This window comes from Pseudomonas sp. NPDC090233 (assembly GCF_044772285.1).
GTDB lineage: Bacteria > Pseudomonadota > Gammaproteobacteria > Pseudomonadales > Pseudomonadaceae > Aquipseudomonas.
This window is the reverse complement of sequence record NZ_JBIVYQ010000003.1, coordinates 238,624-262,250: the sequence shown is the minus strand read 5'-3', so window position 1 is coordinate 262,250 and position 23,627 is coordinate 238,624. Positions and strand designations below refer to the sequence as shown.

Here is a 23,627-nt window from a genome sequence, read left to right as displayed (position 1 = left end):
GCCTCACATCGGCGGCGACTGTTCCGCCGGTTTATCCTTGTTGACCCCCGGCACGTGCAGGTTGCCTTCGGCGACCTGGCCTTCGAGCTGCGGCTGGGTCACCCAGGTGAGGATGTCGTAGTAGCGGCGGATGTTGGCCACGAAATGCACCGGCTCGCCGCCGCGGGCATAGCCGTACTTGGTCTGGCGGAACCATTGCTTCTGCGACAGGCGCGGCAGCATCTTCTTCACGTCCAGCCATTTGTTAGGGTTGAGCTTCTCGCGCCGGGCCAGGGTGCGGGCATCTTCCAGGTGGCCACTGCCAACGTTGTAGGCAGCCAGGGCGAACCAGGTGCGGTCCGGTTCCTTGATGCTGTCGTCGAGCTGTTCCTTGATCAGCATGAAGTACTTGGCGCCACCCTGAATGCTCTGTTTCGGGTCCAATCGGTTGGACACGCCCATGGCCTGGGCCGTGCGCTGGGTGAGCATCATAAGGCCGCGCACACCGGTCTTGGAGGTGACTTCCGGCTGCCACATGGATTCCTGGTAACCGATGGCTGCCAGCAGGCGCCAGTCGACCTGCTCGACCTTGGCGTAACTTTTGAAATGCTTTTCGTACTTGGGCAGGCGCTGCTGCAGGTGTTGGGCGAAGGTGTAGGCGCCGACATAGCCAAGCACGTCGACATGGCCGTAATAGCGGTCTTTAAGGCGCTGCAGAGTGCCGTTCTTCTGCGATTTGTCGAGAAACTCGTTAACTTCGTTGAGCAGGCTGTTGTCTTCGCCCGGGGCTACGGCCCAGCGCTGGTCACGGGTTTCGCCGAGGTCGAAGGCCACCCGTACGTTGGGGAAGTACACCTGATTCATCGCCAGTTCGTTGGAATCGACCAGTGTCAGGTCGATCTGCCCCTCATCGACCATGCGCAACAAGTCGACCACCTCGACCGCGTCGGACTCTTCATATTCCAGGCCTGGATACTGCCGCTTCAGATCGGCCAACTGGTCAGCATGGCTGCTGCCCTTGAGCACCATGATCTTCTTGCCCACCAGGCCCTTGGGTTCGGTCGGGCGCGAACGGCCATTGCGATAGATGACTTGCGGGGTCACTTCCAGGTACGGGTGGGAGAATCGCGCCTGGGTCTTGCGCCGCTCGCTGCTGACCAGGCCGGCGGCCGCCAGCACCGGGCCGGACGGTTTGCTCAGGTCGTCGAACAACTCGTCGAGGTTATCGGCGGTCTCGATCTCCAGCTTGACGCCCAGATCATCGGCGAAACGCTTGACCAGCTCGTACTCGAAGCCGGTTTCGCCGTTACGGTCCTGGAAGTAGGTGGCCGGGCTGTTGCGGGTGATTACGCGCAGCACGCCATCCTCCTTCACGCGCTCGAGGGTGCTGGGTTTTTCAACGCAGGCACCGAGCAGCAGAAAGAGTCCGGTTGCGAAAAGCCATTTGGCGCAACGCTGGCGCAAAGCAGTGTGGGCGAACATAGCTTGCAGTATACGCAAAGGATGAAGCCCGCCATATCTCGACATCCAATTGCTTGTCTGGTAGCAGCTAAAGCCCGACACCGGTTTTTTTGACCCCGAAGTCCGGTTCCACCGCCCGGCAGCATTGGCTTCTGGCGGGTGCCGAAAGCCGTTGAATTAGGCTAGAATGCACGGCCTCTAAGCACACCCCTTCCTGAGGCTGTCCCGACGATGTTGATCCTGCGCGGCGCTCCTGCCCTTTCTGCCTTTCGCCACGGTAAATTACTCGAGCAACTGAGCCAGAAAGTCCCCGCTGTTACTGGTTTGTATGCCGAATTTGCCCACTTCGCCGACGTTGACGGCGAGCTGACCGCCGACCAGCAGCAGGTGCTGGGCCGTCTGCTCAAGTACGGCCCGAGCGTGCCGGTGCAGGAGCCGACCGGCCGCCTGTTCCTGGTCGTGCCGCGCCTGGGTACCATTTCGCCCTGGGCATCCAAGGCCAGCGACATCGCCCACAACTGCGGCCTGCAGTCGATCCAGCGCCTGGAGCGCGGTATCGCCTACTACGTCGCCGGTGACCTGAGCGATGCCGACGCCGCCGATGTCGCGGCCGAGCTGCACGACCGCATGACCCAGCGCGTGCTGGCCCAGCTGGAGCAGGCATCCGACCTGTTCAGCCACGCGCAGCCCAAGCCGATGACCTCGGTCGACATCCTGGCCGGTGGCCGCGACGCGCTGGCCAAGGCCAACATCGACCTGGGCCTGGCCCTGGCCGAAGACGAAATCGACTACCTGGTAGCTGCCTTCCAAGGGCTCAAGCGCAACCCGAACGACATCGAACTGATGATGTTCGCCCAGGCCAACTCCGAGCACTGCCGCCACAAGATCTTCAACGCCAGTTGGGACATCGATGGCCAGGCGCAGGAAAAAAGCCTGTTCGGCATGATCAAGAACACCTACCAGATGCACAACGAAGGCGTGCTGTCCGCTTACAAGGACAACGCCTCGGTGATCGTCGGTAACGTCGCCGGCCGCTTCTTCCCGAACCCTGAGACCCGCCAGTACGGCGCGGTGCAGGAGCCGGTGCACATCCTGATGAAGGTCGAGACGCACAACCACCCGACCGCCATCGCCCCGTTCTCCGGCGCCTCCACCGGCTCCGGCGGCGAAATCCGCGACGAAGGTGCCACCGGCCGTGGCGCCAAGCCAAAAGCCGGCCTGACCGGTTTCACCGTTTCCAACCTGCGTATCCCGGGCTTCGAGCAGCCATGGGAACAGGCCTACGGCAAGCCGGAGCGTATCGTCGACGCCCTCGACATCATGATCGAAGGCCCGCTGGGCGGCGCTGCGTTCAACAACGAATTCGGTCGCCCGGCACTGACCGGCTACTTCCGTACCTTTGAACAAAGCATCAACACCCCCCACGGCGAAGAAGTGCGCGGCTACCACAAGCCAATCATGCTCGCCGGTGGCATGGGCAACATCCGTGAAGACCACGTGCAGAAGGGCGAAATCACCGTTGGCGCCAAGCTGATCGTGCTCGGCGGCCCAGCCATGCTGATCGGCCTGGGCGGCGGCGCCGCTTCGTCGGTCGCTACCGGTGCCAGCTCCGCTGACCTGGACTTCGCCTCGGTACAGCGCGAAAACCCGGAAATGGAGCGCCGTTGCCAGGAGGTCATCGACCGCTGCTGGCAGCTGGGTGACGAGAACCCGATCGCGTTCATCCACGACGTCGGCGCTGGCGGCATCTCCAACGCCTTCCCCGAGCTGGTCAACGACGGTGGCCGCGGTGGCCGCTTCGAGCTGCGCAACGTGCCCAACGACGAGCCGGGCATGGCCCCGCACGAAATCTGGAGCAACGAATCCCAGGAGCGTTACGTGCTGGCTGTCAGCGCGGTCGACTTCGAGCGCTTCCAGGCCATCTGCGAACGCGAGCGCTGCCCGTTCGCCGTGGTGGGTGAAGCGACTGAAGAGCCGCACCTGACTGTGAGCGACAGCCACTTCGGCAACACCCCGGTAGACATGCCGCTCGACGTGCTGCTGGGCAAGCCGCCGCGCATGCACCGCTCGGTCACCCGCGAAGCCGAGCTGGGCGATGACTTCGACCCGAGCGAGCTGGACCTGGACAACGCCGTACAGCGCGTGCTGAATCACCCAGCCGTGGCCAGCAAGAGCTTCCTGATCACCATCGGCGACCGCACCATCACCGGCCTCGTGGCCCGCGACCAGATGGTCGGCCCTTGGCAGGTCCCAGTCGCCGACTGCGCCGTCACCGCCACCAGCTTCGACGTCTACACCGGTGAAGCCATGGCCATGGGCGAGCGCACGCCGCTGGCCTTGCTCGACGCCCCGGCCTCCGGCCGCATGGCGATCGGCGAGACCCTGACCAACCTGGCTGCCGCGCAGATCGAGAAACTGTCCGACATCAAACTGTCGGCCAACTGGATGTCCGCTGCCGGCCACCCAGGTGAAGACGCCCGCCTGTACGACACCGTCAAGGCAGTCGGCATGGAGCTGTGCCCGGAGCTGGGCATTACCATCCCGGTCGGCAAAGACTCGATGTCGATGAAGACCAAGTGGAGCGAAGAGGGCGTCGAGAAGAGCGTTACCTCGCCGATGTCGCTGATCATCACCGGCTTCGCCCCGGTCACCGATATCCGCAACACCCTGACCCCGCAACTGCGCATGGACAAGGGCGAAACCGACCTGATCCTGATCGACCTGGGCCGCGGCAAAAACCGCATGGGCGCCTCGATCCTGGCCCAGACCCACGGCAAGATCGCTGCCCAGGCACCAGACGTCGACGACGCCGAAGACCTCAAGGCCTTCTTCGCCGTGATCCAGGGCCTGAACGCCGATGGCCACCTGCTGGCCTACCACGACCGTTCCGACGGCGGCCTGCTGACCACCGTGGTGGAAATGGCCTTCGCCGGCCACTGCGGCCTCGACCTGCAGCTCGACCCGCTGACCGACAACCGCAAGGACGTGCCGGCCATCCTCTTCAACGAAGAGCTGGGTGCGGTCATCCAGGTTCGTCAGGATGCCACCCCGGACGTGCTGGCGCAGTTCAGCGCCGCCGGCCTGGGTGAGGGCTGCGTGGCGGTGATCGGCAAGCCGGTCAACAACGCCGAAGTGTCCATCAGCCTGAATGGCGAAGTGCTGTTCGACGACGACCGCCGCATGCTGCAACGCCAGTGGGCCGAGACCAGCTACCAGGTCCAGCGCCTGCGCGACAACGCCGACTGCGCCGACCAGGAATTCGACGCGCTGCTTGAAGAAGACAACCCGGGCCTGTCGGTCAAGGTCGGCTTCGACGTCAACGAAGACATCGCCGCGCCGTACATCAAGAAAGGCGTGCGTCCGCAAGTGGCGATCCTGCGTGAGCAGGGCGTCAACGGCCAGGTCGAGATGGCTGCCGCCTTCGACCGTGCCGGCTTCGCCGCCATCGACGTGCACATGAGCGACATCCTCGCCGGCCGTGTCGACTTCGAAGCCTTCAAAGGCCTGGTCGCCTGCGGTGGCTTCTCCTACGGCGACGTGCTGGGTGCTGGCGAAGGCTGGGCCAAGTCGGCACTGTTCAACGCCCGTGCCCGCGATGCCTTCCAGGCCTTCTTCGAGCGTACCGACAGCTTCGCCTTGGGCGTGTGCAACGGTTGCCAGATGATGTCCAACCTGCATGAGCTGATTCCGGGCACCGAGTACTGGCCGCACTTCGTGCGTAACCGCTCGGAGCAGTTCGAAGCCCGTGTGGCCATGGTCGAGGTGCAGAAGTCCAACTCGATCTTCCTGCAGGGCATGGCCGGTTCGCGCATGCCGATCGCCATCGCCCACGGCGAAGGCCATGCCGAGTTCGCCAGCGAAGAGGCACTGCTGGAAGCCGACCTGTCCGGTTGCGTGGCCCTGCGCTACGTCGACAACCATGGCAAGGTCACCGAAGCCTACCCGGCCAACCCGAACGGCTCGCCGCGCGGTATCACCGGCCTGACCAGCCGCGACGGCCGTGTGACCATCATGATGCCGCACCCGGAGCGTGTGTTCCGCGCCGTGCAGAACTCCTGGCGCCCGGATGAGTGGCAGGAAGACGCCGCGCTGATGCGTATGTTCCGCAACGCACGCGTCTGGGTGAACTAAGAGGGTGTACAAGCTCGCCTTCTTCGTCCCGGCCAGCCACGTCGACGTGGTCAAGGCTGCCGTGTTCGCCGCCGGTGGCGGGCGTATCGGCGACTACGACCACTGCGCCTGGCAAACCCTCGGCCAGGGCCAGTTTCGCCCGTTGGACGGCAGCCAGCCGTTCCTTGGGCAAACCGGCCAGGTCGAGGTGGTCGAGGAGTGGAAGGTGGAGCTGGTGGTGGCTGACGACCTGATTGCTCAGGTCGTCGCTGCGCTCAAGCAGAGCCATCCGTACGAGACGCCGGCCTATGAAGTCTGGCGTCTCGCCGACTTCTAGATCGCATCAGCTTCTTCGCGGGCGGTTCATTCAGCACCTATTTCTCGGCTATGCTCAGGCCGCCTCAACCAGGCGCACGCCAACAAACCCACCTCAAACAGCACCCACATCGGCACCGCCAGCATCGTCTGCGAAAACACATCCGGCGGCGTCAGAATCATCCCCACCACAAAGCACCCGACGATCACGTAGGGCCTGCTTCTACGCAACATGGCCACATCGGCCAACCCCACCCAGACCACGATGAACGTCGCCACCGGGATCTCGAACGCCAGGCCAAACGCCAGGAACAGCGCCATGATGAAGTCCAGGTACTGGCTGATGTCGGTCATCATCGCCACGCCATCCGGTGTCACGCTGGCAAAGAAACCAAACATCATCGGAAACACCAGGTAGAACGCGAACGCCATGCCAGCGTAGAACAGCACGATGCTCGACACCAGCAACGGCAGGGCAATGCGCCGCTCGCGGCGGTACAGCCCCGGGGCTAGAAAGCCCCAGGCCTGGTGCAGCAGCAGCGGCATGGCCACGAACAGTGCGCACATCGCAGTCAGTTTGAAGGGCGTGAGAAACGGCGAGGTGACGCTGGTGGCGATCATGCTGGCGCCTTCCGGGAGGAAGCGGCGCAGTGGTTCGGAGATCAGCGTGTAGAGCTGCTGGGCGAAGGGAAACAACCCCGCGAAGACCACCGCGATCAACAGCAGGCAACGCACCAGGCGCTTGCGCAGGTCGCGCAAGTGATCGGTCAGGGGCATGCGTGCAGCAGGGTCCAGGGCAATGCTCATGGGGTGCTCTCCCGAGTCAGGTTGACCGGTTCTACTTCAAGGCTGATGCCCTGGCGGATTTCCTGTTCAAGGCGCTGGAGGGGCGCGCTGTCGAGAGTGGGCATGTCTATTTCACGTTCCATCTGTGCGCGTAAACCGTGCATCGCCCGACGTGCCTGGCCCAGGCCCCGGCCCAGGATGCGCGCCGCCACCGGCAGGCGCTCCGGGCCGAGGACCAGCAGGGCGACGATGCCCACCAGCAGCAGCTCGCTGAAACCTACCTCGAACATCAGGCCTGCCGTTCCGCTTGGGGCTGTGGTGCCGGTTGGCTGGTCAAAGGTGGCTGCTGTACTTGAGCAGCGGGCGGTGTAGTGGCTTCGCCTTCGCCGCCCATGGATTTGCGAAAGCCCTGGATCGCTTCGCCGACATCGCTGCCCAAGCCCTTGAGGCGCTTGGTGCCAAACAGCAGAAACACGATCAACAGCACGATCACCAATTGCCAGATGCCAATGCCACCCATACCAACTACTCCTGTAAGGTCATGAAAAGAAAGGCCAATCCTGCCTCGTGTAGATGACGCCCACATGAATGCAAGGCGATTGCCATCCAACTGCAACAACCCGCGTGTTGACTGGCGCCACGATCGATCGGAAGGGTGGTTGCAGGATGGGCGGCAAGCGACAGCAGGGCGCGGCACTGCTGATGGTGATGGTGGTGCTGGCGATGCTCGCCGCAGGCATGGCTTGGCTGGTGGAGGATGGGCGGCGGCAGGTCGACGAGGTGCAGTTGTTGCGCCAGCGCGTGCAGGTGCGGGCGATGGAACAAGCCGGGCTGGCGTATGCCGAGCAAGCCTTGCGCGACCCTGCCTGGCGCCTCAGCCCGCTGTTCTGGCAAGCCTTGCGCGGGCAGCCGCTGAGCTACGACTTTGGTGCGGGCCAGGCGCAACTGCGGGTGCGCGACCAGCACACCTGCTTCAACGTCAATGCACTGCTGGGCGCCGACGGCGAGCGTGCCGAGCGCCAGCTGCGGTACTTGCTGGGCGACGACATGGCGGCTGAACGCCTGGTCGACGCCTTGGCCGACTGGCTCGACAGCGACAGCGACGCGCGCCTGCAGGGCGCCGAAAGCAACCAATATCTGCGCCAGCAACCACCGCGCCTGGCGGCCAATCAGCCGATGATTGAAACCAGTGAATTGAACCTGCTGCTGGAACCGGATGCCGTACGTCAACGCCGCTACCCGATGCTGTGTGCGTTGCCGCAGACCACGGGCTGGCGTCTGAATGCCAATGCCCTGGGTCTGGAGCATCTGCCGTTGCTCGATGCGCTGTATGAAGGGCGTTACTCGCGCGCGCTGCTGAGCCGGATCATCAGTGGCCGGCCGGCGTCGGGGTATGAGGATGCGTCGGCGTTGCGCCAGGCATTGGGCGCGGTGGATGACGAGACGTTCGAGCGGTTGAGCGAAGGCTTGCTGCTCAACAGTGGGCATTTTCTGCTGCAGCTGTCGTTCGAAGAGCAGGGGCGGACGATGCGCAGCGAGTTTCAAGTCGAGGCGCTGGGGGTGGTGCAGTGGCATGCGCGGGTGCCGGCGCAGCAGGTGCGGGTGAAGAGTCGCGAGCCGATGCTCTGGTGAACCATACCGGCCTCTCCGCGGGGCAAGCCCGCTCCCACAGGTATCTCACCGATCTCAAGAACAGTGGGGTACCTGTGGGAGCGGGCTTGCCCCGCGAAGAGGCCGATACAGTCAGCACAAGGCTAACTGACCGGCTATCAATCAAGCAGTCCCGATCTCGCCGCCATCATCCCGCTGAATCACCACCGTCGAAGCCCGCGGCCGAACCGTGGCACCTGCCGGGGTCACATCCGTCGCCTTGTCGGTATACGGCCAGTTCTCCGGATGCTGGATATTCACGAACATCGATTTGTTATCCGGCGAGAACGCGATCCCGGTCACCTCGCAACCATTCGGCCCAACGAAGAAGCGGCGCAGGTCCACCTGGTTCTGTGCATTGATCGGCACCTGCTTGCCAGTGCCATCCACCAGGTCGGTCGGAATCACAGCCAGCAGTTGGTCGTTGGTGTAGTCGGTGAGCGTGGTCTCGCCGTTGTCGGTCTCGAACCACAGCACGCCACGGCTATCGAAGCTCATGCCGTCGGGGCTGGCGAACTGGTTGAGTTCGGTCAGGCCAGAGCGGTTGATGTCCGCCGTACCGGCGGCGTTGGCGCCGAACACGAAGATGTCCCAGGTGAAGCTCAGCTGGTCGTCGCTGTCGTGCCAGCGGATGATATGGCCGTGGCGGTTCGGGCCACGCGGGTTGGCTGCGTCGACCTTTTCCGGGGTGCGTGCGCTGTTGTTGGTGAGGGTCAGGTAGACATCGCCATTGAGCGGGTTGACCGCCGTCCACTCCGGGCGGTCCATCGGCGTTGCGCCTACTGCATCGCCTGCACCACGGGTGTTGAGGATGATGCCCGGCAGGTCACCGTAGAGGGCGCCGAGGGTGCTGCCGGTGGTGGTCGGGGTGGCCACGTCGAGCAACAGCCACACGCCCGTGCCGTCGGCATTGAAGCGGGCGACGTAGAGCTTGCCCTGGTCCATGTACTTGGCACCGGTGGCCAGGCGGTCAGCGGGGCTGGCGTCGGCGGCGTCCCACACGGCGGTGGAGACGAACTTGTAGAGGTACTCGTTGTTGGAGTCGTCGCCCATGTACCAGACCAGCGGCTTGCCGGCGACTGGCAGGCCCGGGCAGCAGCCTTCGTGGCGGAAGCGGCCCAAGGCAGTGCGCTTGGTGGCCAGGGTGCTGCTGTTGTAAGGGTCGATCTCGACGATGTAGCCATAGGTGCTGGCTTCGTTGCGGTAGTCGTCGGTGGCGCTGGCGCCTTTGACGGTTACGTCGAAGCGGGCGAACTCGTCGCTGACCTCGGTACTGTCACCGGCAGCGCTCTCCCACTTGTACTGGCCGCTGGAGGTGCCGACACCAATGCGGCGCTGGTCTTCCGAGCGGGTGCCCTTGTTGACGAAGATGCCTGGCCAGTTCTCTTCGCAGGTCAGGTAGGTGCCCCACGGCGTGTAGCCGTTGCCGCAGTTGTTGTTGGTGCCGCGGCAATGGGTGCCGGCCGCCGAGTACTTGGTCTTGACGTGGTCGGTACCACGCAGCGGGCCGGTGATTTCCATGCGCGAGGCAGTGGTGAAACGGCGGTTGAGCGGGTCGTTGTCGACCACCTGCCAGCGGCCGTTGAGCTTCTGCAGGCGCACCACACCGGCGCCGTGGGCGTTGATTTCCTTGCGCACTTCCTCGGCCGGGCGCTTGCCGCTGACGTCGGTGGTCGGGCCGTTGGGGTGCAGGGCGGCGGCATCGATGTATTCGAAGTTGATTGCCAGCAGGCCGTCTTCGGAGCTGCCATTGATGGGGAAAAAGTGCATGCCGTCATGGTGCATGCCCATGGCGTTGGCCTGGTCGGTCGAGGTGTTGCTGCCGTCCGATTTCCATGGGTTGCCGTTGCTGTTGATGGGCGTGCCCCATGGCGCCAGCACGTAGGCGCTGTAGCCGGCGGCGACCACGCAGGCGTCGGTGCGCGAGCCTGGGATCGACTGGAAGCCCAGGGCCATTTTCGGCTCAGGCTCGGGCTCGGTCACCGGTGGCTCGGTCACGGGCGGTTCGGTGACCGGGTCGTCGTTGTCGGAACCGCCACCACTGTCGAAGCAGCCGGTCAGGCCGGTACCGGCAATCATGGCGATCGCGGCGCCGAGGCTGCCGCGCATCACGCTGCGACGGCTCAGGTAAGCGTCCATGACGCTAGCCATCGGCAGGTTGCCGCTTAGGTTGCGGTCCAGGTTATCGCCGGATTCTCGACTCATCAGGGTGTCCTTATAGTGGCTGAGTTGAAGGAAACCGGGACTTTAGAGCCCTAGTGTGATGATTCCTTGGCAGAAATGTTAACGGCGCTTTAAAACTGTAAGTTCTTACTTCCACGACAGACAGATCAATTTGGAATGGCTGACCGATTTCTGCCATCAAACTGTCATGCCAACGCCGCAACATCCGGGGCCCAAAGAGAACTCGGATAAGGATGGCGGGCCCGATGGCAAGCAGTGTGAACAGGCGCGAAGTGATCAGCTGGATGGGTGTCGGTGCCCTGGCACCGTTGCTCGGCGCCTGTTCTGCCTTCCCCAGCCAAGGTCGCGGTAATGCCAGCCTGGACCTGCTCTACGTGGCCGACACCCTCGATGCACGGCAACCCGGCCTGCCCGTAGTGCCGGCGACGCGCCTGGGCCCGGTCAGCCACCTGGGCCGCGCACCTTGGATGACCGGGGCCAGCGCCAGTGTGGCGTACCCGCAACTTGCTCCCTTGCTGGATGCCAACCAGGCAACCACGGTACAACTGGGTGGCTATGCCGTGCTGGCAGCCCTGCTTGAGCAATTGCGCGGCGAGGCGGGGGCAGGCAACAGCCTGACACTGGAGAATGGCCAGGGTTGGAATGGTAGCGGCCTGGCTTATCTGACCCAGGGCGAGAGCGGGGTGCAGGGCAGCCAGCTGCTGGGCAGTGAAGCGCGGGTCAGCAGCGATGAACGCGTGCTCTGGCCGCAGCGCAGTGCGGCGCTGTATCGCCAGTCTTCTGCTGTCACCCTGGGTGCCGGGCTTGCTGACAATCAGCGCAAAAGCCTGGGGCTGGAGCCCCTGCAAATCTTCGAACGGGGCGGCGCACGTATCGCCGTGGTCGGGGTCACCGATCCGTATGCTCAGGATCAGAAGGCTTCCCTCAAACAGTGGTACCAATCGTTGTTGCCCACTTTCGAACAGGCGCGTCGCGATGCGGACCTGGTGGTGGCGCTGGCGGATGTCGGCACCGGGCCGGGCCTTTGGCTGGCCGAGCGGGTGGCGCAAGTTGACGTGCTGCTCTGCGCCCGCGGCCAGGACCTGTGGCCGTCCCCCGTACAAGCGACTCAGGCGAGCGGTCGCCGTGTACCGGTGCTGTTCGCAGGCTGTCGTGGCAGCGGAGCCTTTCGCCTTCGTTGCCAGCAAGTGGCGGGGCAATGGCAATTCGATGGGCGTTTCTATCCGGCTTTGGCCCAGCAACTTTCACCGGCCGCGCAGTTGCGCGCCAGCCAGTTGCATGCGCAGGTGCGCCAGCAACGCGCCGGCCACGCCGCCTGGCTCGACCAGCCGCTGGCCCGCGCCCCGCAGGCGCTGTGGCGTCGCGACACGCGTGGCGGCAGCTGGGATCGTCTGCTGCATCAGGCCCTGGCCGATGACGACAGCACGCCGGTGCTGTTGCCAGGCCTGCGCTACGACTACCCCCTCGCCGCCGGTGAACCGATTACCCGCGAACATCTGATCAGCCTCACTGGCAGCTACCCGGCGCCAGTGGTCGAGGCCCCGGCCCGGCAGGTCGAGCAGGTGCTTGAGAACGCCGCCGAGCAATTGTTCGGCGACCCGCTGCTGCTGGACAACAGCCAAGATTTGCCACGCTGGCAAGGTCAGGCCTGGGACGTCAGCTACAGCCCGCAAGGCAAACGCATCACCGGTCTGGCCCCGGTGCAAGGCCAGTGTCGCACCTTCGGCCTGCGATTCGAGGCCCAGGCCGGCGAGCCGCTGTGGCAGCGGGTCGAAGCCTGGCTCGGGCGGCAGCAACCGGGCTGGCAACTGGCGGCCCTGCAACTGCCCGAAGTGCGCTACGTGCAAGGTCACCCTGGCTGGCATCCACGGCAGGTTATGTCGTGAGCCTGGCCTCGCGCCTTTTCACCGGTGGCCTGCTGACCCTGGCCGGCTGGCTGGCCGCGCAATGCGTGCTGCAACTGGGGCGCCAGCCGCAACCGGCCAGCCCACCTGCAGTTGCCAACACGCCGCTGCCAGGATTGTTGGTCGGCCATTGGCAGGCCCCGGCCGACGACGGCGCCATCGCGCTCACCCGCTTGCCCTTGCAGTACCTCGGCGGCCTCAAGGCCCAGCCCCTGTCCGCCAGCGTGGTGGTGCTGCGCTACGGCCAGCAGGTGCGCACCCTCGGCCGTGGCCAGCGCCTGGCGCCGGGGATCGTGTTGCAGGACATCGACGCCGATGGCCTGATTTTCGACAACCAGGGGCGGCGCGAACGCCTGCCCTGGCCGCCACGCCCCGCCGTGACCGGCTTCAAGCGGCAAGGATGAACGATGCTGGTGAAATATTGCGTGGCTGCTGCTTTAAGCCTGGCGCTTACCCTGGCCTGGGCAGAAGAGCCGGAAACCTTTGCTGACGACGGCACGCCGCTGTACGAAGTGAACTTCGTCGACACCGAACTGGGCGAATTCATCGACAGCGTGTCGCGTATCACCGGCACCACCTTCATTGTCGACCCACGCGTCAAAGGCAAGGTCACCGTGCGCACCGTCGACCGCCACGATGCCGATGCGATCTACGACATTTTCCTTGCCCAGTTGCGCGCCCAGGGCTTTGCAACGGTCGACCTGCCCAACGGCAGCGTGAAGATCGTCCCCGACCAGGCCGCGCGGCTTGAGCCGGTGCCGGTCGAGCCCGCCGGCAAGAAAAGCGAAGGCAGCGATGGCGTGGCCACCCGCGTATTCAATGTGCGCAACGCCGCCAGCGAACAGATGCTCGGCATTCTCAAACCGTTGATCGACCCCCGCGTTGGCGTGATCACGCCTTATCCCGCGGCCAACCTGCTGGTGGTCACCGACTGGCGCAGCAACCTCGAACGCATCGACAGCCTGTTGCGCCAGCTCGACCAGGTCAGCGACGAGCCGCTGCAGGTCATGCCGCTGCGCCACGCCAGCGCTGCCGACACCGCGCAATTGCTGACCCGCCTGCTGGCCCGCGAGCAGGGCGCCGACAGCACTCAGGTAGTCGCCGATCCGCGCAGCAATGCGTTGCTGGTGCGTGGCAGCACCGAGCGGGTGAGGACGCTGTTGCGCCAGCTTGACCAGCCCAGCGAAAACCGCCAAAGCAGCAACACCCAGGTGATCTACCTGCGCCATGCCAATGCCGGCGAGGTGGTCAAGGTGCTGCGCGGCTTGAGCCAGGAAGGCGCCGCGCCCAGCGAAGCGACAGGCGAGGGTGAGGGCAAGGACAAACCGGTAATGGCCGCAGCCAGTGATTCGGGCATCCGCCTGGAATACGAGGAAGGCACCAACGCCGTGGTCATGGTCGGCCCCGACAGCGAACTGGCCGCTTACCGCTCGATCGTCGAGCAACTGGACATCCGCCGCGCCCAGGTGGTGGTCGAGGCGATCATCGCCGAAGTGTCCGACAGCAGCGCCCAGGATCTCGGCGTGCAGTGGCTGTTCGCCGACGAAAAGTTTGGTGCCGGCATCGTCAACTTCGGCAGTAACGGAGTGAACATCGCCAATATCGCGGGTGCCGCTGCCAGTGGCGACAACGAAGGGCTCGGTGACCTGCTGTCGGCCACCACCGGCGCCACCGTCGGTATCGGCCATTTCGGCGGTGGCTTCAACTTCGCCATGCTGGTCAATGCATTGAAGGGCAAGAGCGGCTTCAACCTGCTGTCGACACCAACCCTGCTGACCCTGGACAACGCCGAGGCGTCGATCCTGGTCGGCCAGGAGGTGCCCTTCGTCACCGGCTCCGTGACGCAGAACAACGCCAACCCGTACCAGACCATCGAGCGCAAGGAAGTCGGGGTCAAGCTGCGCATCAAGCCGCAGATCAACATCGACAACAGCGTGCGCCTGGACATCGTTCAGGAAGTTTCGTCGATCGCCGACTCCAGCGCCGCCAGCGACGTGATCACCAACAAGCGCGAGATCAAGACCAAGGTCATGGTCGAGGACAACGGCCTGGTGATCCTCGGCGGGCTGATCAGCGACGAGTTGAGCACCAGCAACCAGCGTGTGCCGGGGCTGGGCGATATCCCGTACCTTGGCCGACTGTTCCGCTCCGACGCCAGCAAGAACACCAAGCAGAACCTGATGGTATTCATCCGCCCGCGCATCCTGCGCGACGGGCCGAGCCTGGCGGGTTTGAGCGAGGACAAGTACCGCACCCTGCAACAGACCACCCCGCTGCATTTGCCGGACCTTGCCCAGGACGGCCAGCTGCTGCGGGTATTCCCGGCCAGCCGCGCGCGCCTCGAAGGCGGTGACTGGTGATGCTGCCGTATCGCCTGGCACGCCAGGCCGGGTTGGCTGTGGCCCCTGCCGAGGCGGGCTGGCAGTTGTGGCTGCGCCGCGATGCCGACAGCGATCAATTGCAGGAACTGCTGCGCGTGCATGGCCGCCCCGCGACCTTGGAATATCTGGAGCCTGCCGCCTTCGATGAGCGCCTCGGCCAGTTGTACCAGGCCGGCGATGCCGCCACCGCCGCGCTGATCGAAGGCATTGGCGAGCAGGTCGACCTGGACAGCCTGATGAGTGAAATGCCGCGCATCGAAGACCTGCTCGAAAGCGATGACGAAGCCCCGGTAATCCGCCTGATCAATGGCCTGTTCGGCCAGGCGCTGCGCCTGCGCGCCTCGGACATTCATATCGAGACTTTCGAGCAGAGCCTGGTGGTGCGCCTGCGCGTCGACGGCCACCTGCGCGAAGTGCTGCGCCCGCCACGGGCGCTGTCGGCGATGCTGGTGTCGCGGATCAAGGTCATGGCGCGGTTGGACATCGCCGAAAAGCGCCAGCCCCAGGACGGCCGCATCACCTTGCGTGCGGCCGGAAGAGAGGTGGACGTGCGCGTCTCGACCCTGCCCGGCATCCACGGCGAACGCGTGGTGATGCGTGTGCTCGACAAGCAGGCCAGCCTGCTGGCGTTGGGCAACCTGGGTATGCCCGCCGCCGTGCTGCAAGGCCTGCGCAGTTGCCTGGCGCGGCCCAACGGGATCGTGCTGTCGACCGGCCCGACCGGCTCGGGCAAGACCACCACGCTGTATGCCAGCCTGAATAGCCTCAATGACGGCAGCCGCAACATCCTCACCGTCGAAGACCCGGTGGAATACGCGATTGCCGGCATCGGCCAGACCGCCATCAACCCGCGTGCCGGGCTGACCTTTGCCAGTGGCCTGCGCGCCATCCTGCGCCAGGACCCGGACGTGATCATGCTCGGCGAAATCCGCGACCAGGAAACCGCGCAGATCGCCGTGCAGGCCAGCCTTACCGGCCACCTGGTGCTGTCGACGCTGCACACCAACAGCGCGGTGGGCGCGGTCACCCGCCTGCGCGACATGGGCATCGAGCCGTTCTTGATCGCCTCGTGTCTGCGCGGCGTGTTGGCCCAGCGCCTGGTGCGACGCCTGTGCAGTTGCGCGGTGGCGCAACCGCTGCAGCCAGCCGAGCGCGCGCTGTGGCCGGAGCTGGCAATGCTGGGCTGCAGCCATCACCCGGTGGGTTGCGAACAGTGCCAGGGCAGTGGCTATGTCGGCCGCCTGGGCCTCTATGAATTCATCGAGCTGGACGCCGGCCTGATCGCCTTGCTGTACGACGGCGCCAGCGAGCTGGCGATGCAGGATTACCTGGCCGAGCGCCGCCAGAGCCTGGTGGCGATGGCCAGCGACTGCCTGGCCCGCGGCGAGACCAGCCTGGCCGAAGTGCTGCGCGTGGTCGAGGGCTGACCCATGCCGACCTTTCGCTACCAGGCCGTCGACCTTGCCGGTAAGACCCACAAAGCCAGCCTGCAGGCCGATACGGAACGCCACGCACGCCAACTGCTGCGCGAGCAGGGCCTGTTTGCCCGGCAGTTGCAGCGCGATGCAGGTGGCATCCGGCAACCGCGCCGGCAGCGCTTGAGCCGTGCCCTGCTGTGTGAGCTGACCCGCCAGCTGGCGACCCTGACCGGTGCCGGCATTCCGCTGGTCGATGCCCTTGCCACGCTCGAACGTCAGTTGCGCCAGCCAGCGTTGCACGCGGTACTGGTGGCGCTGCGGGGTTCGCTTGCCGAAGGCCTGGGGCTGGCCCGCAGCCTGGCTCGTCAGGGTGCGCCGTTCACCGGTTTGTACTGCGCGCTAGTCGAGGCCGGCGAGCGCTCCGGGCGCCTGGCCCAGGTGCTGACTCGCCTGGCCGATCACCTGGAGCAGGTGCAGCGCCAGCAGCACAAGGCACGTACTGCCTTGATTTATCCCTGCGTGCTGATGGGCGTGTCGCTGGCCGTGGTGATCGGCCTGATGACCTTCGTCGTGCCCAAGCTCACCGAGCAATTTGCCCATGCCGGGCAGAGCCTGCCGCTGATCACATCACTGCTGATCGGCCTCAGCCAGGGACTGGTGAAGGCCGGCCCCTGGCTGCTGGGGTTGGCAATCCTCAGTACGCTGCTGGGCAGCTGGCTGCTGCGTAAACCGCACTGGTGCTTGCGCCGCGACGACCTGCTCTTGCGCATGCCGCGCATCGGCGCGTTGTTGCAGGTGCTGGAAAGCGCCCGCCTGGCACGCAGCCTGGCGATCCTCACCAGCAGCGGCGTAGCCCTGCTCGAAGCCTTGCAAGTGGCCACCGAAACCGTCGGCAACCGGCGCATCCGCCTGGCCATGGAACAGGTACGCCAGCAGGTGCAGGGCGGCACCAGCCTGCATCGTGCGCTGGATGCCAGCCAGCAGTTTCCGCCGTTGCTGGTGAACATGGTCGGCAGCGGCGAGGCCAGCGGCACGCTGGCCGACATGCTCGAACGCGTCGCCGATGATCAGGAACGCGGCTTTGCTCGCCAGGTGGACACCGCCATGGCGCTTTTCGAACCCCTGATGATCCTGGTGATGGGCGCCGTGGTGCTGTTCATCGTGCTCGCGGTGCTGCTGCCGATCATGCAACTCAACCAGGGCCTGCAACTGTAGATGACAAGGAGTATCCCCATGCAGCATCGACGCAACCGCCAGCGCGGCTTCACCCTCATGGAAATCATGGTGGTGATCTTCATCATCGGCCTGCTGATCGCCGTGGTCGCCCCCAGCGTGCTCGGCAACCAGGACAAGGCCATGAAGCAGAAAGTCATGGCCGATCTGGCCACGCTGGAGCAGGCGCTGGACATGTACCGCCTGGACAACCTGCGGTTCCCCAGCAATGAACAGGGCCTGGCCGCGTTGGTGAAAAAACCGGCCCAGGAGCCGCTGCCGCGTTCGTGGCGCAGCGACGGCTATGTGCGCCGCCTGCCGGAAGACCCGTGGGGCACGCCGTACCAGTACCGCATGCCGGGTGAGCATGGTCGGGTCGATGTCTATTCACTGGGCGCCGACGGCGTGCCAGGTGGCGAAGGGCAGGATGCCGACCTGGGCAACTGGGCGCTGTAATCGATGCCTGGCCAGCGGGGTTTCAGCCTGATCGAGTTGTTGGTGGTGTTGGCCATCGCCGGGCTCATGACCGGGCTTGCCGTGGCCTGGCTCGACAGCGGCAAGGCCAGTGTCGACCAGGCCTTGAAGCGCTTGGTCGCGCAGGTTCACACCCAGGCTGCGCTGGCTCGGCACGCGGGCCAGTTGCGCGGATTGCGCTGGACCGGCCAGCGCCCGGAGTTCGTGCGCCGTGAACGCGAAGGGTGGGTGGTGGAAGCGGTCAGCCTGGGTGATTGGCCCAAGGGCTTGCGCCCGGACTGGCCAGCCGGTAGCCAGCCACGCTTGCTGTTCACGCCGCAGGGTTGGGCGCAGCCAGGCGCAGTGCAGTGGCGTTGGGCCGAGGGTAGCCAGCGTTGGGAGTGGGGCCGCGACGGTCAATTGCGCACGGCGTTGTCACCATGAAGCGCCGGCAGCATGGCTTCACCTTGCTGGAAGTGACCGTGGCCCTGGCGATCGCCGCCGTGCTGGCAGTGATCACCAGCCAGGTCCTGCGCCAGCGCCTGGCGGTGCAGGCCAGCGTGCAGCAACACCGCCTTGGCGTGCTGTGCGCGCGCGAATTGCAGGCGCGTTTTACCGTCGAGCAGTACTGGCCGGCCAGCAACCAGGCCGATGGCGTGCTGAATCAGGGCGGCCAGGCCTGTCATTGGCAGCTACAGCTGCGCCGTACCGGTGTGCGCGATCTGCGCCGCGGCGAGATGCAGCTGTACGCCGACCGCGACCAGCGCCTGCCGCTGGGCCAGTACACAATCTTTCTGGAGCGTCCATGAAGCAGCGTCAGGCGGGCCTGACCCTGATCGAACTGATGGTGGCCATGGCGCTCACTGCCTTGCTGGGCGTGATGCTCGCCGCCCTGGTCAACGGCTGGCTCAAGGTCCGCGAGCGGTTACAGGTGACCCAGGATGAGACCGGCGTGCTGGAGTTTTGCCTGGCATTGGAGCGGCGCTTCGACAGCCCGGTGTTGCGCCGGGTGTACGAACAACGCCTGCCACTCGCCAGCCGCTGGCTCGACTGGCAAGCAGACCGCCAGCAATTGCTGTGGGTGGCGGCCACGGCCGTGCCCGAGGCCGAAGGCGGCGCGCGGCTGCAGCGCCAGCGCCTGCGTTTCGATGCCCGTGATCAACGCCTGCTGCTGGAGACTTCAGCAGACCTGTATGCCGCCAGCGAACCGCGTTGGGTTCTGCGTGAGCAACTGCGGCAGGTCACTGCGTTCAACGTTCTTTATCACCAGGGAGGCCGCTGGCTGCCCTGGCCTTCCGATCAACCCGCGCATCCCGGCCGTGGCGTGCGCGTGCACTTGCAGCGTGATGGAGCACCCTATGACTGCACCTTCATCCTCCCGTGGGGGCGTTCATGAAGCTTGAATGGCGTCGGCGTACGCTGGCCCAGCCCTGGCTGCTGCTGCGTCCGGGTGAAATCTGGGACTGGCTGCTGGTTGAGAACGGTGTCGCCCAGCGCGAAGGGCACGGCGAGCCACCGGCGAACCTGCAAGCACGGGTCGCGTTGATCATTCCCGGCGAGCGCTGCAGCCAGTTTCAGCTGCCTGCTCCGCCCGGGCTCAAGCGTGATGAGTGGCCGCTGCTCCTGGAAGATCACTTGCTGCAGGGCGCGGACGAGGTGCAATGCGCCTGCCTCTCTCGCCAGGCTGGCCAGTTGCGCCTGTTGGCGGTCGATCGCCAGCACCTGGACAACTGGCTCGGGCAATGTGCCGAGTGGGGGCTGCAGATCGAGCGCTGCTGGGCCGAATTTCAGCTGCTGCCCAAGCCTGAGCCGGGCACGGCCCTGCAATGGCAGCGGTCGTCAGGTCTTTGTCTGTATCACGGGCTGACGGCAGAGGGCCGTGAGCACTGGCTGGCTTGGCCTGATGCGCTAGGTGATCCGCCGCAGCAGCCTTGGAGTGCGCTGGACAGAGCAACGTTGGCGGGCCGATGGCCGACCACGTTGGCGCCGCTGGACAAGCTGCCAAGCCTGTTCGAGCGCACGCGCCAGGTGCGCTCATTACCCGCTGTGACGACACCGCAACGGCGCCTGATTGGTGCCTGCCTGGTACTGGTCTTGGTGTGGGGCGGTTTGTGGCTCAGCCAACAGTGGCGCCAGGTACAGGCCTGGCGCGGACAAGTGCTGGCGGTAACTGGCGCGCAGGTCAGCCCCCGGCAGGCGGCCCAAGCCCTGAAACGAATGCGCGAAAGCGAATTGCAGCAGCAACTGCGCGTGCGCCAGCTCGAAGACCTGCAGGCACGCCTGCAAGCCTGGCTGCAAGACCACCCCGGTTGGCGCCTGCAAGCGGTGCGCTTCGACGGCCAGCGCTGGCACCTGCGCCTTGAGGGCGAAGGGAGCGCGCCGCCATGGCAAGAAATGGCCAGTGCCGCTGGGGCTGCGGTGCAGGTGCAAGGCACCGCGCTGTCAACGCAGGTGGTATTCGATCTGGGAGCGGCAACATGAGCCGAGACTGGATTCAGCGCCATCGCCTGACGCTTGCCTGGTGCCTGATCGTTGCCTTGGTGGTGTTCCTGGCACTGCGCGAGGGCTTGTGGCAGTGGCGTGAGCTTGGCCAATGGCGCGTTCTGGCAGAGCAGGCAGGCGCTCTGCAAGCCGGCCCAGGGCTAAGCCTGGAACGGCTGCGTCAGTCTGCCCGGGCCAGGCAGATCGAACTCATTGATGTCGAGGCGCAAGGCAGCCACTGGCAACTGCGCGGCCAGGTGGCCGATGAGCGTGTGCTGCAAGGCTGGCTGCAAGCCTTGCAGGCAGAAGGCGCCCGGCCGTTGCAGTGGGGCCTGGAGCAGGATGCCAAGGGCCTGCGTTTTGATCTGGTGGTGCAACCATGAGGCGCCGGTGGTGGTGGTGGTGGTGGTGGGGCGGGCTGGTCTTCTGCCTGACCCTGCTGATAGAGCTGCCGGCTGCCTGGGTCGCACGTGTTGCTGGCCTGCCGATGCACGGCGTCAGTGGCAGTCTGTGGCACGGCCAGGCCCGCCAGTTCGGGGTTGTCGGCCCCCTGCGCTGGACGCTGCAGCCCTGGCGTCTGCAAGCCAATGCGCAGCTGGGTTTTCAAGGGCAGGGCTGGCAGTTGCACGTTGAAGGGTGGCCATGGCGCTGGCGCTTGGAAGCGCTGGCGTTGGGTGCGCAAGCAACTGAGCAGACAGATTATCGGCTGGCCGGGCAGTGGCACGGCCGGCTGCAGTTGCAAGGCGCTGGACGCCAGTGCCGCACAAGCGAAGGGCGCATCACGGTCAATGATCTGGCATTGAGCCAGCCTTGGTCCCTGGGCCTGGGCCAAGGCTGGTTGGAAATGGATTGCCGCACTGGCTGGCGCCTGCATGGCCTGGTGGCGCAACCCGGGCAGCATCAACTGTCGGTTGATGCCGACGTGGTGGAACGTCGTGCGCAGGTGGCCTTTGAACTACAGCCGGACGCCGAGCTGATACCCGTCCTGCGCGGCGCTCAATGGCTGAGCCCGCAGGCTACGAAAGGGAATCGAAGCCTGCATTGGTAGCGAGGCGGGCGAGCGTCAGTCCGGTTGAGCAAAACCGCGGCGCTGGTTTTCCAGGCGTTTGAGATGTTCCACGGTGATGTCCATGGCGCCTGCCGCTTCGTCGGTCGAAGGCTCCCCCAAGCGGCTCTGGGTCAGCGTGGTGATGGGACCGAGCCGGTCGAGGAAGATGGCCCGGCGCAAGGCGTGAAGGCACAGGGAGGATAACTGCGAGCGTATTGGCATGTTGTTGTTCTCAGAATCCCGCAAATGGCGTACGTCATACGTACTCGTTTGCGTCGATGCTAAAAGCTCTTCAGTTCAATTGGATGCAGTCTACTGCTTGAGGCTATGTAGGACAGTTACATAACTGAGGTAGGAGAGGGCCTATGCCTTAAACGTACATGGGGATCAAGGTCGAATCTCGATCAACGTCCCATCGCGCACCAGGTCCCAGACTTCGCGCATGTCGGAATTGCGCATGGCGATGCAGCCATCGGTCCAGTCGAGGGTGTGGAAGTACCACTCCGGGTACTCGTCGTTGATTGGGGTACCGTGAATCATGATCATGCTGCCGGCACTTACGCCTTCCCGGGTAGCGCGTGCTGCGTCGCTGATATTCGGGTAGTTGATGTGCATGGCCAGATTGAAGCGGTCGCTTTCCTTGCGCCAGTCCAACCAGTACAGGCCTTCGGGAGTCTTTTTGTCGCCCTCACGTTCCTTGGCGCCCTTGGGCTGCTTGCCCAGGGAGATACGGTAGGTTTTCAAAGGTTCGCCCCGGCTGATCAATTGCAGGCGGCGTTCGGACTTGATCACCAGCACCTTGTCGATCAGCGGCTGCATCGCCGCTTGCGATTGCGATTGCGCAGGCACGGGCGGTTGCGGCTTGCGGATGATGACTTCGGTGAAGGCCGCCTGGGACACCGAGGTAACGCAAAGACAGAAAAGGGCGAACAACCAGCGCATGAAGCGGCACCTGCAAGCTTAAGTAGTGGGCGAAACGTTCATCGGCGGCAGGTACTCATGGCCTAGCGGGTAGTGCTGCCCGATGCGGTCGCGATAATAGCATTCTAGTGTGCGTGTGACGGTGCGGAAAGCCAGCTCGCCCCACGGTATCTCGTGTTCCTCGAACAGTCGCACTTCCAGGCTTTCGACACCGATGGCGAAGTCCAGGTCGGCCAGCTCGGCGCGGAAGAACACATGCACCTGGTTGATGTGCGGCAGGTCGAACAGCTGATAGAGAGCCATGTCACCGACTCTGGCACAGGCTTCCTCGACGGTTTCGCGACGGGCGGCCTGATCAAGTGTCTCGCCGTTTTCCATGAACCCGGCAGGCAGGGTCCAGAAACCACGGCGCGGCTCGATGGCGCGGCGGCACAGCAGCACCTGGCTACCCCAGGTCGGCAGCACCCCGGCAACGATATTGGGGTTCTGGTAATGGATGGTCTGGCAATGTTCGCAGACATACCGCAGGCGGCTGTCGCCCTCGGGGATCCGCTGAATGACTGGCTGGCCGCACGCGCTGCAGAATTTCATGCTGTTCTTCCCTATTGACCGGCTTATCTTGGCGCGTCACGCAGGCCCGCCGCAAGCGTACAGGGCTTGGGTGCTTCGCGGCTTTGGTGCATGATGCAGGGCAGGCCTTGGAAACGAGAGTGCGCAATGCTGGACGAGCTACTTCGCCGAATGAGCAACCACCAACCCGCTTCACTGGAAACCGACCGACGGTTCCCCGAGGCCGCGGTTCTCTTGCCCATCACCCGGAGCGAAGCGCCCGAACTGGTCTTGACCCTGCGTGCCAAGGGCTTGTCGACCCATGGCGGCGAAGTCGCCTTCCCCGGTGGCCGACGCGACCCGGAAGACCCCGACCTGGTTTTCACGGCACTGCGCGAAGCCGAAGAAGAAATCGGTTTGCCGCCCGGCCTTGTAGAAGTGCTCGGGCCGCTCAGCCCGCTGATCTCCCTGCACGGCCTGAAAGTTACGCCATTCGTCGGGGTTATTCCCGATTTCGTCGAATACCGCGCCAATGATGCGGAGATCGCGGCAGTATTCAGCGTGCCGCTGGAATTCTTCCGCCAGGACCCGCGCGACCATACTCACCGAATCGATTACCAGGGCCGCAGCTGGTATGTGCCCAGCTATCGCTTTGGCGAATACAAGATCTGGGGGTTGTCGGCGATCATGATCGTCGAGCTGGTCAACCTGCTGTACGACGCAGGCATCAGCCTGGATCAACCTCCCGAGCGCTACATCGAAATCTGAGCGGGGC

At 64.8% G+C, this 23,627-nt stretch carries 23 protein-coding genes and 1 pseudogene; 16 read left to right on the top strand and 8 right to left on the bottom strand.

Annotation, left to right across the window (positions count from 1 at the left end; translation table 11 throughout):
• Nucleotides 1-3: 3 nt before the first annotated feature.
• Nucleotides 4-1,461, bottom strand: coding sequence for a membrane-bound lytic murein transglycosylase MltF (mltF, locus tag ACIQUF_RS09370; RefSeq protein WP_403130870.1), 1,458 nt, complete (start codon nt 1,459-1,461; stop codon nt 4-6).
• Between the two features lie 210 nt (nt 1,462-1,671).
• On the opposite strand from mltF, the gene purL reads away from it, so the two are divergent.
• Nucleotides 1,672-5,571, top strand: a complete 3,900-nt coding sequence (gene purL / locus ACIQUF_RS09365; protein WP_403130869.1) for a phosphoribosylformylglycinamidine synthase — start codon at nt 1,672-1,674, stop codon at nt 5,569-5,571.
• 4 nt (nt 5,572-5,575) lie between these two features.
• Nucleotides 5,576-5,887, top strand: a complete 312-nt coding sequence (locus tag ACIQUF_RS09360; protein ID WP_403130866.1) for an NGG1p interacting factor NIF3 — start codon at nt 5,576-5,578, stop codon at nt 5,885-5,887.
• Between the two features lie 26 nt (nt 5,888-5,913).
• On the opposite strand, the gene tatC is transcribed toward ACIQUF_RS09360, so the two are convergent.
• Genes tatC through tatA form a run of 3 tightly spaced genes read right to left on the bottom strand, consistent with a single transcriptional unit; the run spans nt 5,914 to nt 7,171 of the window.
• Nucleotides 5,914-6,672 carry a twin-arginine translocase subunit TatC gene (gene tatC / locus ACIQUF_RS09355; protein WP_403130864.1) on the bottom strand — a complete coding sequence of 253 codons (759 nt, stop codon included), beginning with the start codon at nt 6,670-6,672 and terminating at the stop codon, nt 5,914-5,916.
• A complete protein-coding gene (gene tatB / locus ACIQUF_RS09350; RefSeq protein ID WP_403130861.1) occupies nt 6,669-6,941 on the bottom strand; it encodes a Sec-independent protein translocase protein TatB in 273 nt (90 codons plus the stop codon). The genes tatC and tatB overlap by 4 nt, the downstream gene beginning before the upstream one ends.
• Nucleotides 6,941-7,171: a twin-arginine translocase TatA/TatE family subunit gene (tatA, locus tag ACIQUF_RS09345; protein WP_403130859.1), complete on the bottom strand. Its 231-nt coding sequence runs from the start codon at nt 7,169-7,171 to the stop codon at nt 6,941-6,943. The genes tatB and tatA overlap by 1 nt, the downstream gene beginning before the upstream one ends.
• Nucleotides 7,172-7,317: 146 nt before the next feature.
• On the opposite strand from tatA, the gene gspK reads away from it, so the two are divergent.
• Nucleotides 7,318-8,283, top strand: a complete 966-nt coding sequence (gene gspK, locus ACIQUF_RS09340) for a type II secretion system minor pseudopilin GspK (RefSeq protein ID WP_403130857.1) — start codon at nt 7,318-7,320, stop codon at nt 8,281-8,283.
• A 141-nt stretch (nt 8,284-8,424) separates the two neighbouring features.
• On the opposite strand, the gene ACIQUF_RS09335 is transcribed toward gspK, so the two are convergent.
• Nucleotides 8,425-10,506, bottom strand: coding sequence for a PhoX family protein (locus ACIQUF_RS09335; RefSeq protein ID WP_403130854.1), 2,082 nt, complete (start codon nt 10,504-10,506; stop codon nt 8,425-8,427).
• 224 nt (nt 10,507-10,730) lie between these two features.
• On the opposite strand from ACIQUF_RS09335, the gene ACIQUF_RS09330 reads away from it, so the two are divergent.
• From ACIQUF_RS09330 to gspN, 12 genes are read left to right on the top strand one after another with little or no spacing between them, the layout of a single operon-like run.
• The gene (locus ACIQUF_RS09330; protein WP_403130853.1) at nt 10,731-12,371 is read left to right on the top strand and encodes a lipoprotein UxpA; all 1,641 of its coding nucleotides are present in this window, start codon (nt 10,731-10,733) and stop codon (nt 12,369-12,371) included.
• The gene (locus ACIQUF_RS09325; protein ID WP_403130850.1) at nt 12,368-12,793 is read left to right on the top strand and encodes a pilus assembly protein PilZ; all 426 of its coding nucleotides are present in this window, start codon (nt 12,368-12,370) and stop codon (nt 12,791-12,793) included. The genes ACIQUF_RS09330 and ACIQUF_RS09325 overlap by 4 nt, the downstream gene beginning before the upstream one ends.
• 21 nt (nt 12,794-12,814) lie before the next feature.
• On the top strand, nt 12,815-14,749 hold the full coding sequence (gene gspD, locus ACIQUF_RS09320) for a type II secretion system secretin GspD (protein ID WP_403131389.1): 1,935 nt from the start codon (nt 12,815-12,817) through the stop codon (nt 14,747-14,749).
• On the top strand, nt 14,749-16,197 hold the full coding sequence (locus tag ACIQUF_RS09315; protein ID WP_403130847.1) for a GspE/PulE family protein: 1,449 nt from the start codon (nt 14,749-14,751) through the stop codon (nt 16,195-16,197). Before gspD ends, ACIQUF_RS09315 begins: the two co-directional genes overlap by 1 nt.
• 3 nt (nt 16,198-16,200) lie before the next feature.
• Nucleotides 16,201-17,403, top strand: coding sequence for a type II secretion system inner membrane protein GspF (gene gspF / locus ACIQUF_RS09310; protein WP_403130845.1), 1,203 nt, complete (start codon nt 16,201-16,203; stop codon nt 17,401-17,403).
• A gap of 18 nt (nt 17,404-17,421) precedes the next feature.
• Nucleotides 17,422-17,856 carry a type II secretion system major pseudopilin GspG gene (gene gspG / locus ACIQUF_RS09305; protein ID WP_400802845.1) on the top strand — a complete coding sequence of 145 codons (435 nt, stop codon included), beginning with the start codon at nt 17,422-17,424 and terminating at the stop codon, nt 17,854-17,856.
• 3 nt (nt 17,857-17,859) lie between these two features.
• Nucleotides 17,860-18,297 (top strand): type II secretion system minor pseudopilin GspH, encoded by a 438-nt coding sequence (gspH, locus tag ACIQUF_RS09300; protein WP_403130842.1) that lies wholly within the window; start codon nt 17,860-17,862, stop codon nt 18,295-18,297.
• Nucleotides 18,294-18,662 carry a type II secretion system protein GspI gene (locus tag ACIQUF_RS09295; protein WP_403130839.1) on the top strand — a complete coding sequence of 123 codons (369 nt, stop codon included), beginning with the start codon at nt 18,294-18,296 and terminating at the stop codon, nt 18,660-18,662. The genes gspH and ACIQUF_RS09295 overlap by 4 nt, the downstream gene beginning before the upstream one ends.
• The gene (locus ACIQUF_RS09290; protein WP_403130836.1) at nt 18,659-19,249 is read left to right on the top strand and encodes a type II secretion system protein; all 591 of its coding nucleotides are present in this window, start codon (nt 18,659-18,661) and stop codon (nt 19,247-19,249) included. The genes ACIQUF_RS09295 and ACIQUF_RS09290 overlap by 4 nt, the downstream gene beginning before the upstream one ends.
• Entirely contained in the window at nt 19,246-20,334 is a 1,089-nt protein-coding gene (gene gspL, locus ACIQUF_RS09285; RefSeq protein WP_403130833.1) for a type II secretion system protein GspL, read from the top strand. Before ACIQUF_RS09290 ends, gspL begins: the two co-directional genes overlap by 4 nt.
• Nucleotides 20,331-20,717 (top strand): type II secretion system protein GspM, encoded by a 387-nt coding sequence (gspM, locus tag ACIQUF_RS09280; RefSeq protein WP_403130831.1) that lies wholly within the window; start codon nt 20,331-20,333, stop codon nt 20,715-20,717. Before gspL ends, gspM begins: the two co-directional genes overlap by 4 nt.
• Complete coding sequence (gene gspN / locus ACIQUF_RS09275) at nt 20,714-21,382, top strand: type II secretion system protein N (protein WP_403130828.1); 669 nt, start codon at nt 20,714-20,716, stop codon at nt 21,380-21,382. Before gspM ends, gspN begins: the two co-directional genes overlap by 4 nt.
• A 15-nt stretch (nt 21,383-21,397) precedes the next feature.
• Here gspN and ACIQUF_RS09270 read toward each other — a convergent pair whose 3' ends face one another.
• The 3 genes and pseudogenes from ACIQUF_RS09270 to ACIQUF_RS09260 form a co-directional block, all read right to left on the bottom strand.
• A complete protein-coding gene (locus ACIQUF_RS09270; RefSeq protein ID WP_403130825.1) occupies nt 21,398-21,604 on the bottom strand; it encodes a hypothetical protein in 207 nt (68 codons plus the stop codon).
• 165 nt (nt 21,605-21,769) lie between these two features.
• Nucleotides 21,770-22,189, bottom strand: a pseudogene (locus ACIQUF_RS09265) (murein L,D-transpeptidase family protein); the annotation flags it as partial.
• Between the two features lie 153 nt (nt 22,190-22,342).
• On the bottom strand, nt 22,343-22,894 hold the full coding sequence (locus ACIQUF_RS09260) for an NUDIX hydrolase (protein WP_403130823.1): 552 nt from the start codon (nt 22,892-22,894) through the stop codon (nt 22,343-22,345).
• Nucleotides 22,895-23,020: 126 nt separating this feature from the next.
• On the opposite strand from ACIQUF_RS09260, the gene ACIQUF_RS09255 reads away from it, so the two are divergent.
• Nucleotides 23,021-23,620, top strand: coding sequence for a CoA pyrophosphatase (locus tag ACIQUF_RS09255; protein ID WP_403130821.1), 600 nt, complete (start codon nt 23,021-23,023; stop codon nt 23,618-23,620).
• The last annotated feature ends 7 nt before the right edge of the window (nt 23,621-23,627 follow it).

What these genes read in the sequence shown, in the direction of transcription:
- mltF (WP_403130870.1), bottom strand. Translation starts at nt 1,461, where the DNA reads ATGTTCGCCCACACTGCTTTGCGCCAGCGTTGCGCCAAATGGCTTTTC.
- purL (WP_403130869.1), top strand. Translation starts at nt 1,672, where the DNA reads ATGTTGATCCTGCGCGGCGCTCCTGCCCTTTCTGCCTTTCGCCACGGT.
- tatC (WP_403130864.1), bottom strand. Translation starts at nt 6,672, where the DNA reads ATGAGCATTGCCCTGGACCCTGCTGCACGCATGCCCCTGACCGATCAC.
- tatB (WP_403130861.1), bottom strand. Translation starts at nt 6,941, where the DNA reads ATGTTCGAGGTAGGTTTCAGCGAGCTGCTGCTGGTGGGCATCGTCGCC.
- tatA (WP_403130859.1), bottom strand. Translation starts at nt 7,171, where the DNA reads ATGGGTGGCATTGGCATCTGGCAATTGGTGATCGTGCTGTTGATCGTG.
- gspK (WP_403130857.1), top strand. Translation starts at nt 7,318, where the DNA reads ATGGGCGGCAAGCGACAGCAGGGCGCGGCACTGCTGATGGTGATGGTG.
- ACIQUF_RS09335 (WP_403130854.1), bottom strand. Translation starts at nt 10,506, where the DNA reads ATGAGTCGAGAATCCGGCGATAACCTGGACCGCAACCTAAGCGGCAAC.
- ACIQUF_RS09330 (WP_403130853.1), top strand. Translation starts at nt 10,731, where the DNA reads ATGGCAAGCAGTGTGAACAGGCGCGAAGTGATCAGCTGGATGGGTGTC.
- ACIQUF_RS09315 (WP_403130847.1), top strand. Translation starts at nt 14,749, where the DNA reads ATGCTGCCGTATCGCCTGGCACGCCAGGCCGGGTTGGCTGTGGCCCCT.
- gspF (WP_403130845.1), top strand. Translation starts at nt 16,201, where the DNA reads ATGCCGACCTTTCGCTACCAGGCCGTCGACCTTGCCGGTAAGACCCAC.
- gspG (WP_400802845.1), top strand. Translation starts at nt 17,422, where the DNA reads ATGCAGCATCGACGCAACCGCCAGCGCGGCTTCACCCTCATGGAAATC.
- gspH (WP_403130842.1), top strand. Translation starts at nt 17,860, where the DNA reads ATGCCTGGCCAGCGGGGTTTCAGCCTGATCGAGTTGTTGGTGGTGTTG.
- ACIQUF_RS09295 (WP_403130839.1), top strand. Translation starts at nt 18,294, where the DNA reads ATGAAGCGCCGGCAGCATGGCTTCACCTTGCTGGAAGTGACCGTGGCC.
- ACIQUF_RS09290 (WP_403130836.1), top strand. Translation starts at nt 18,659, where the DNA reads ATGAAGCAGCGTCAGGCGGGCCTGACCCTGATCGAACTGATGGTGGCC.
- gspL (WP_403130833.1), top strand. Translation starts at nt 19,246, where the DNA reads ATGAAGCTTGAATGGCGTCGGCGTACGCTGGCCCAGCCCTGGCTGCTG.
- gspM (WP_403130831.1), top strand. Translation starts at nt 20,331, where the DNA reads ATGAGCCGAGACTGGATTCAGCGCCATCGCCTGACGCTTGCCTGGTGC.
- gspN (WP_403130828.1), top strand. Translation starts at nt 20,714, where the DNA reads ATGAGGCGCCGGTGGTGGTGGTGGTGGTGGTGGGGCGGGCTGGTCTTC.
- ACIQUF_RS09270 (WP_403130825.1), bottom strand. Translation starts at nt 21,604, where the DNA reads ATGCCAATACGCTCGCAGTTATCCTCCCTGTGCCTTCACGCCTTGCGC.
- ACIQUF_RS09260 (WP_403130823.1), bottom strand. Translation starts at nt 22,894, where the DNA reads ATGAAATTCTGCAGCGCGTGCGGCCAGCCAGTCATTCAGCGGATCCCC.
- ACIQUF_RS09255 (WP_403130821.1), top strand. Translation starts at nt 23,021, where the DNA reads ATGCTGGACGAGCTACTTCGCCGAATGAGCAACCACCAACCCGCTTCA.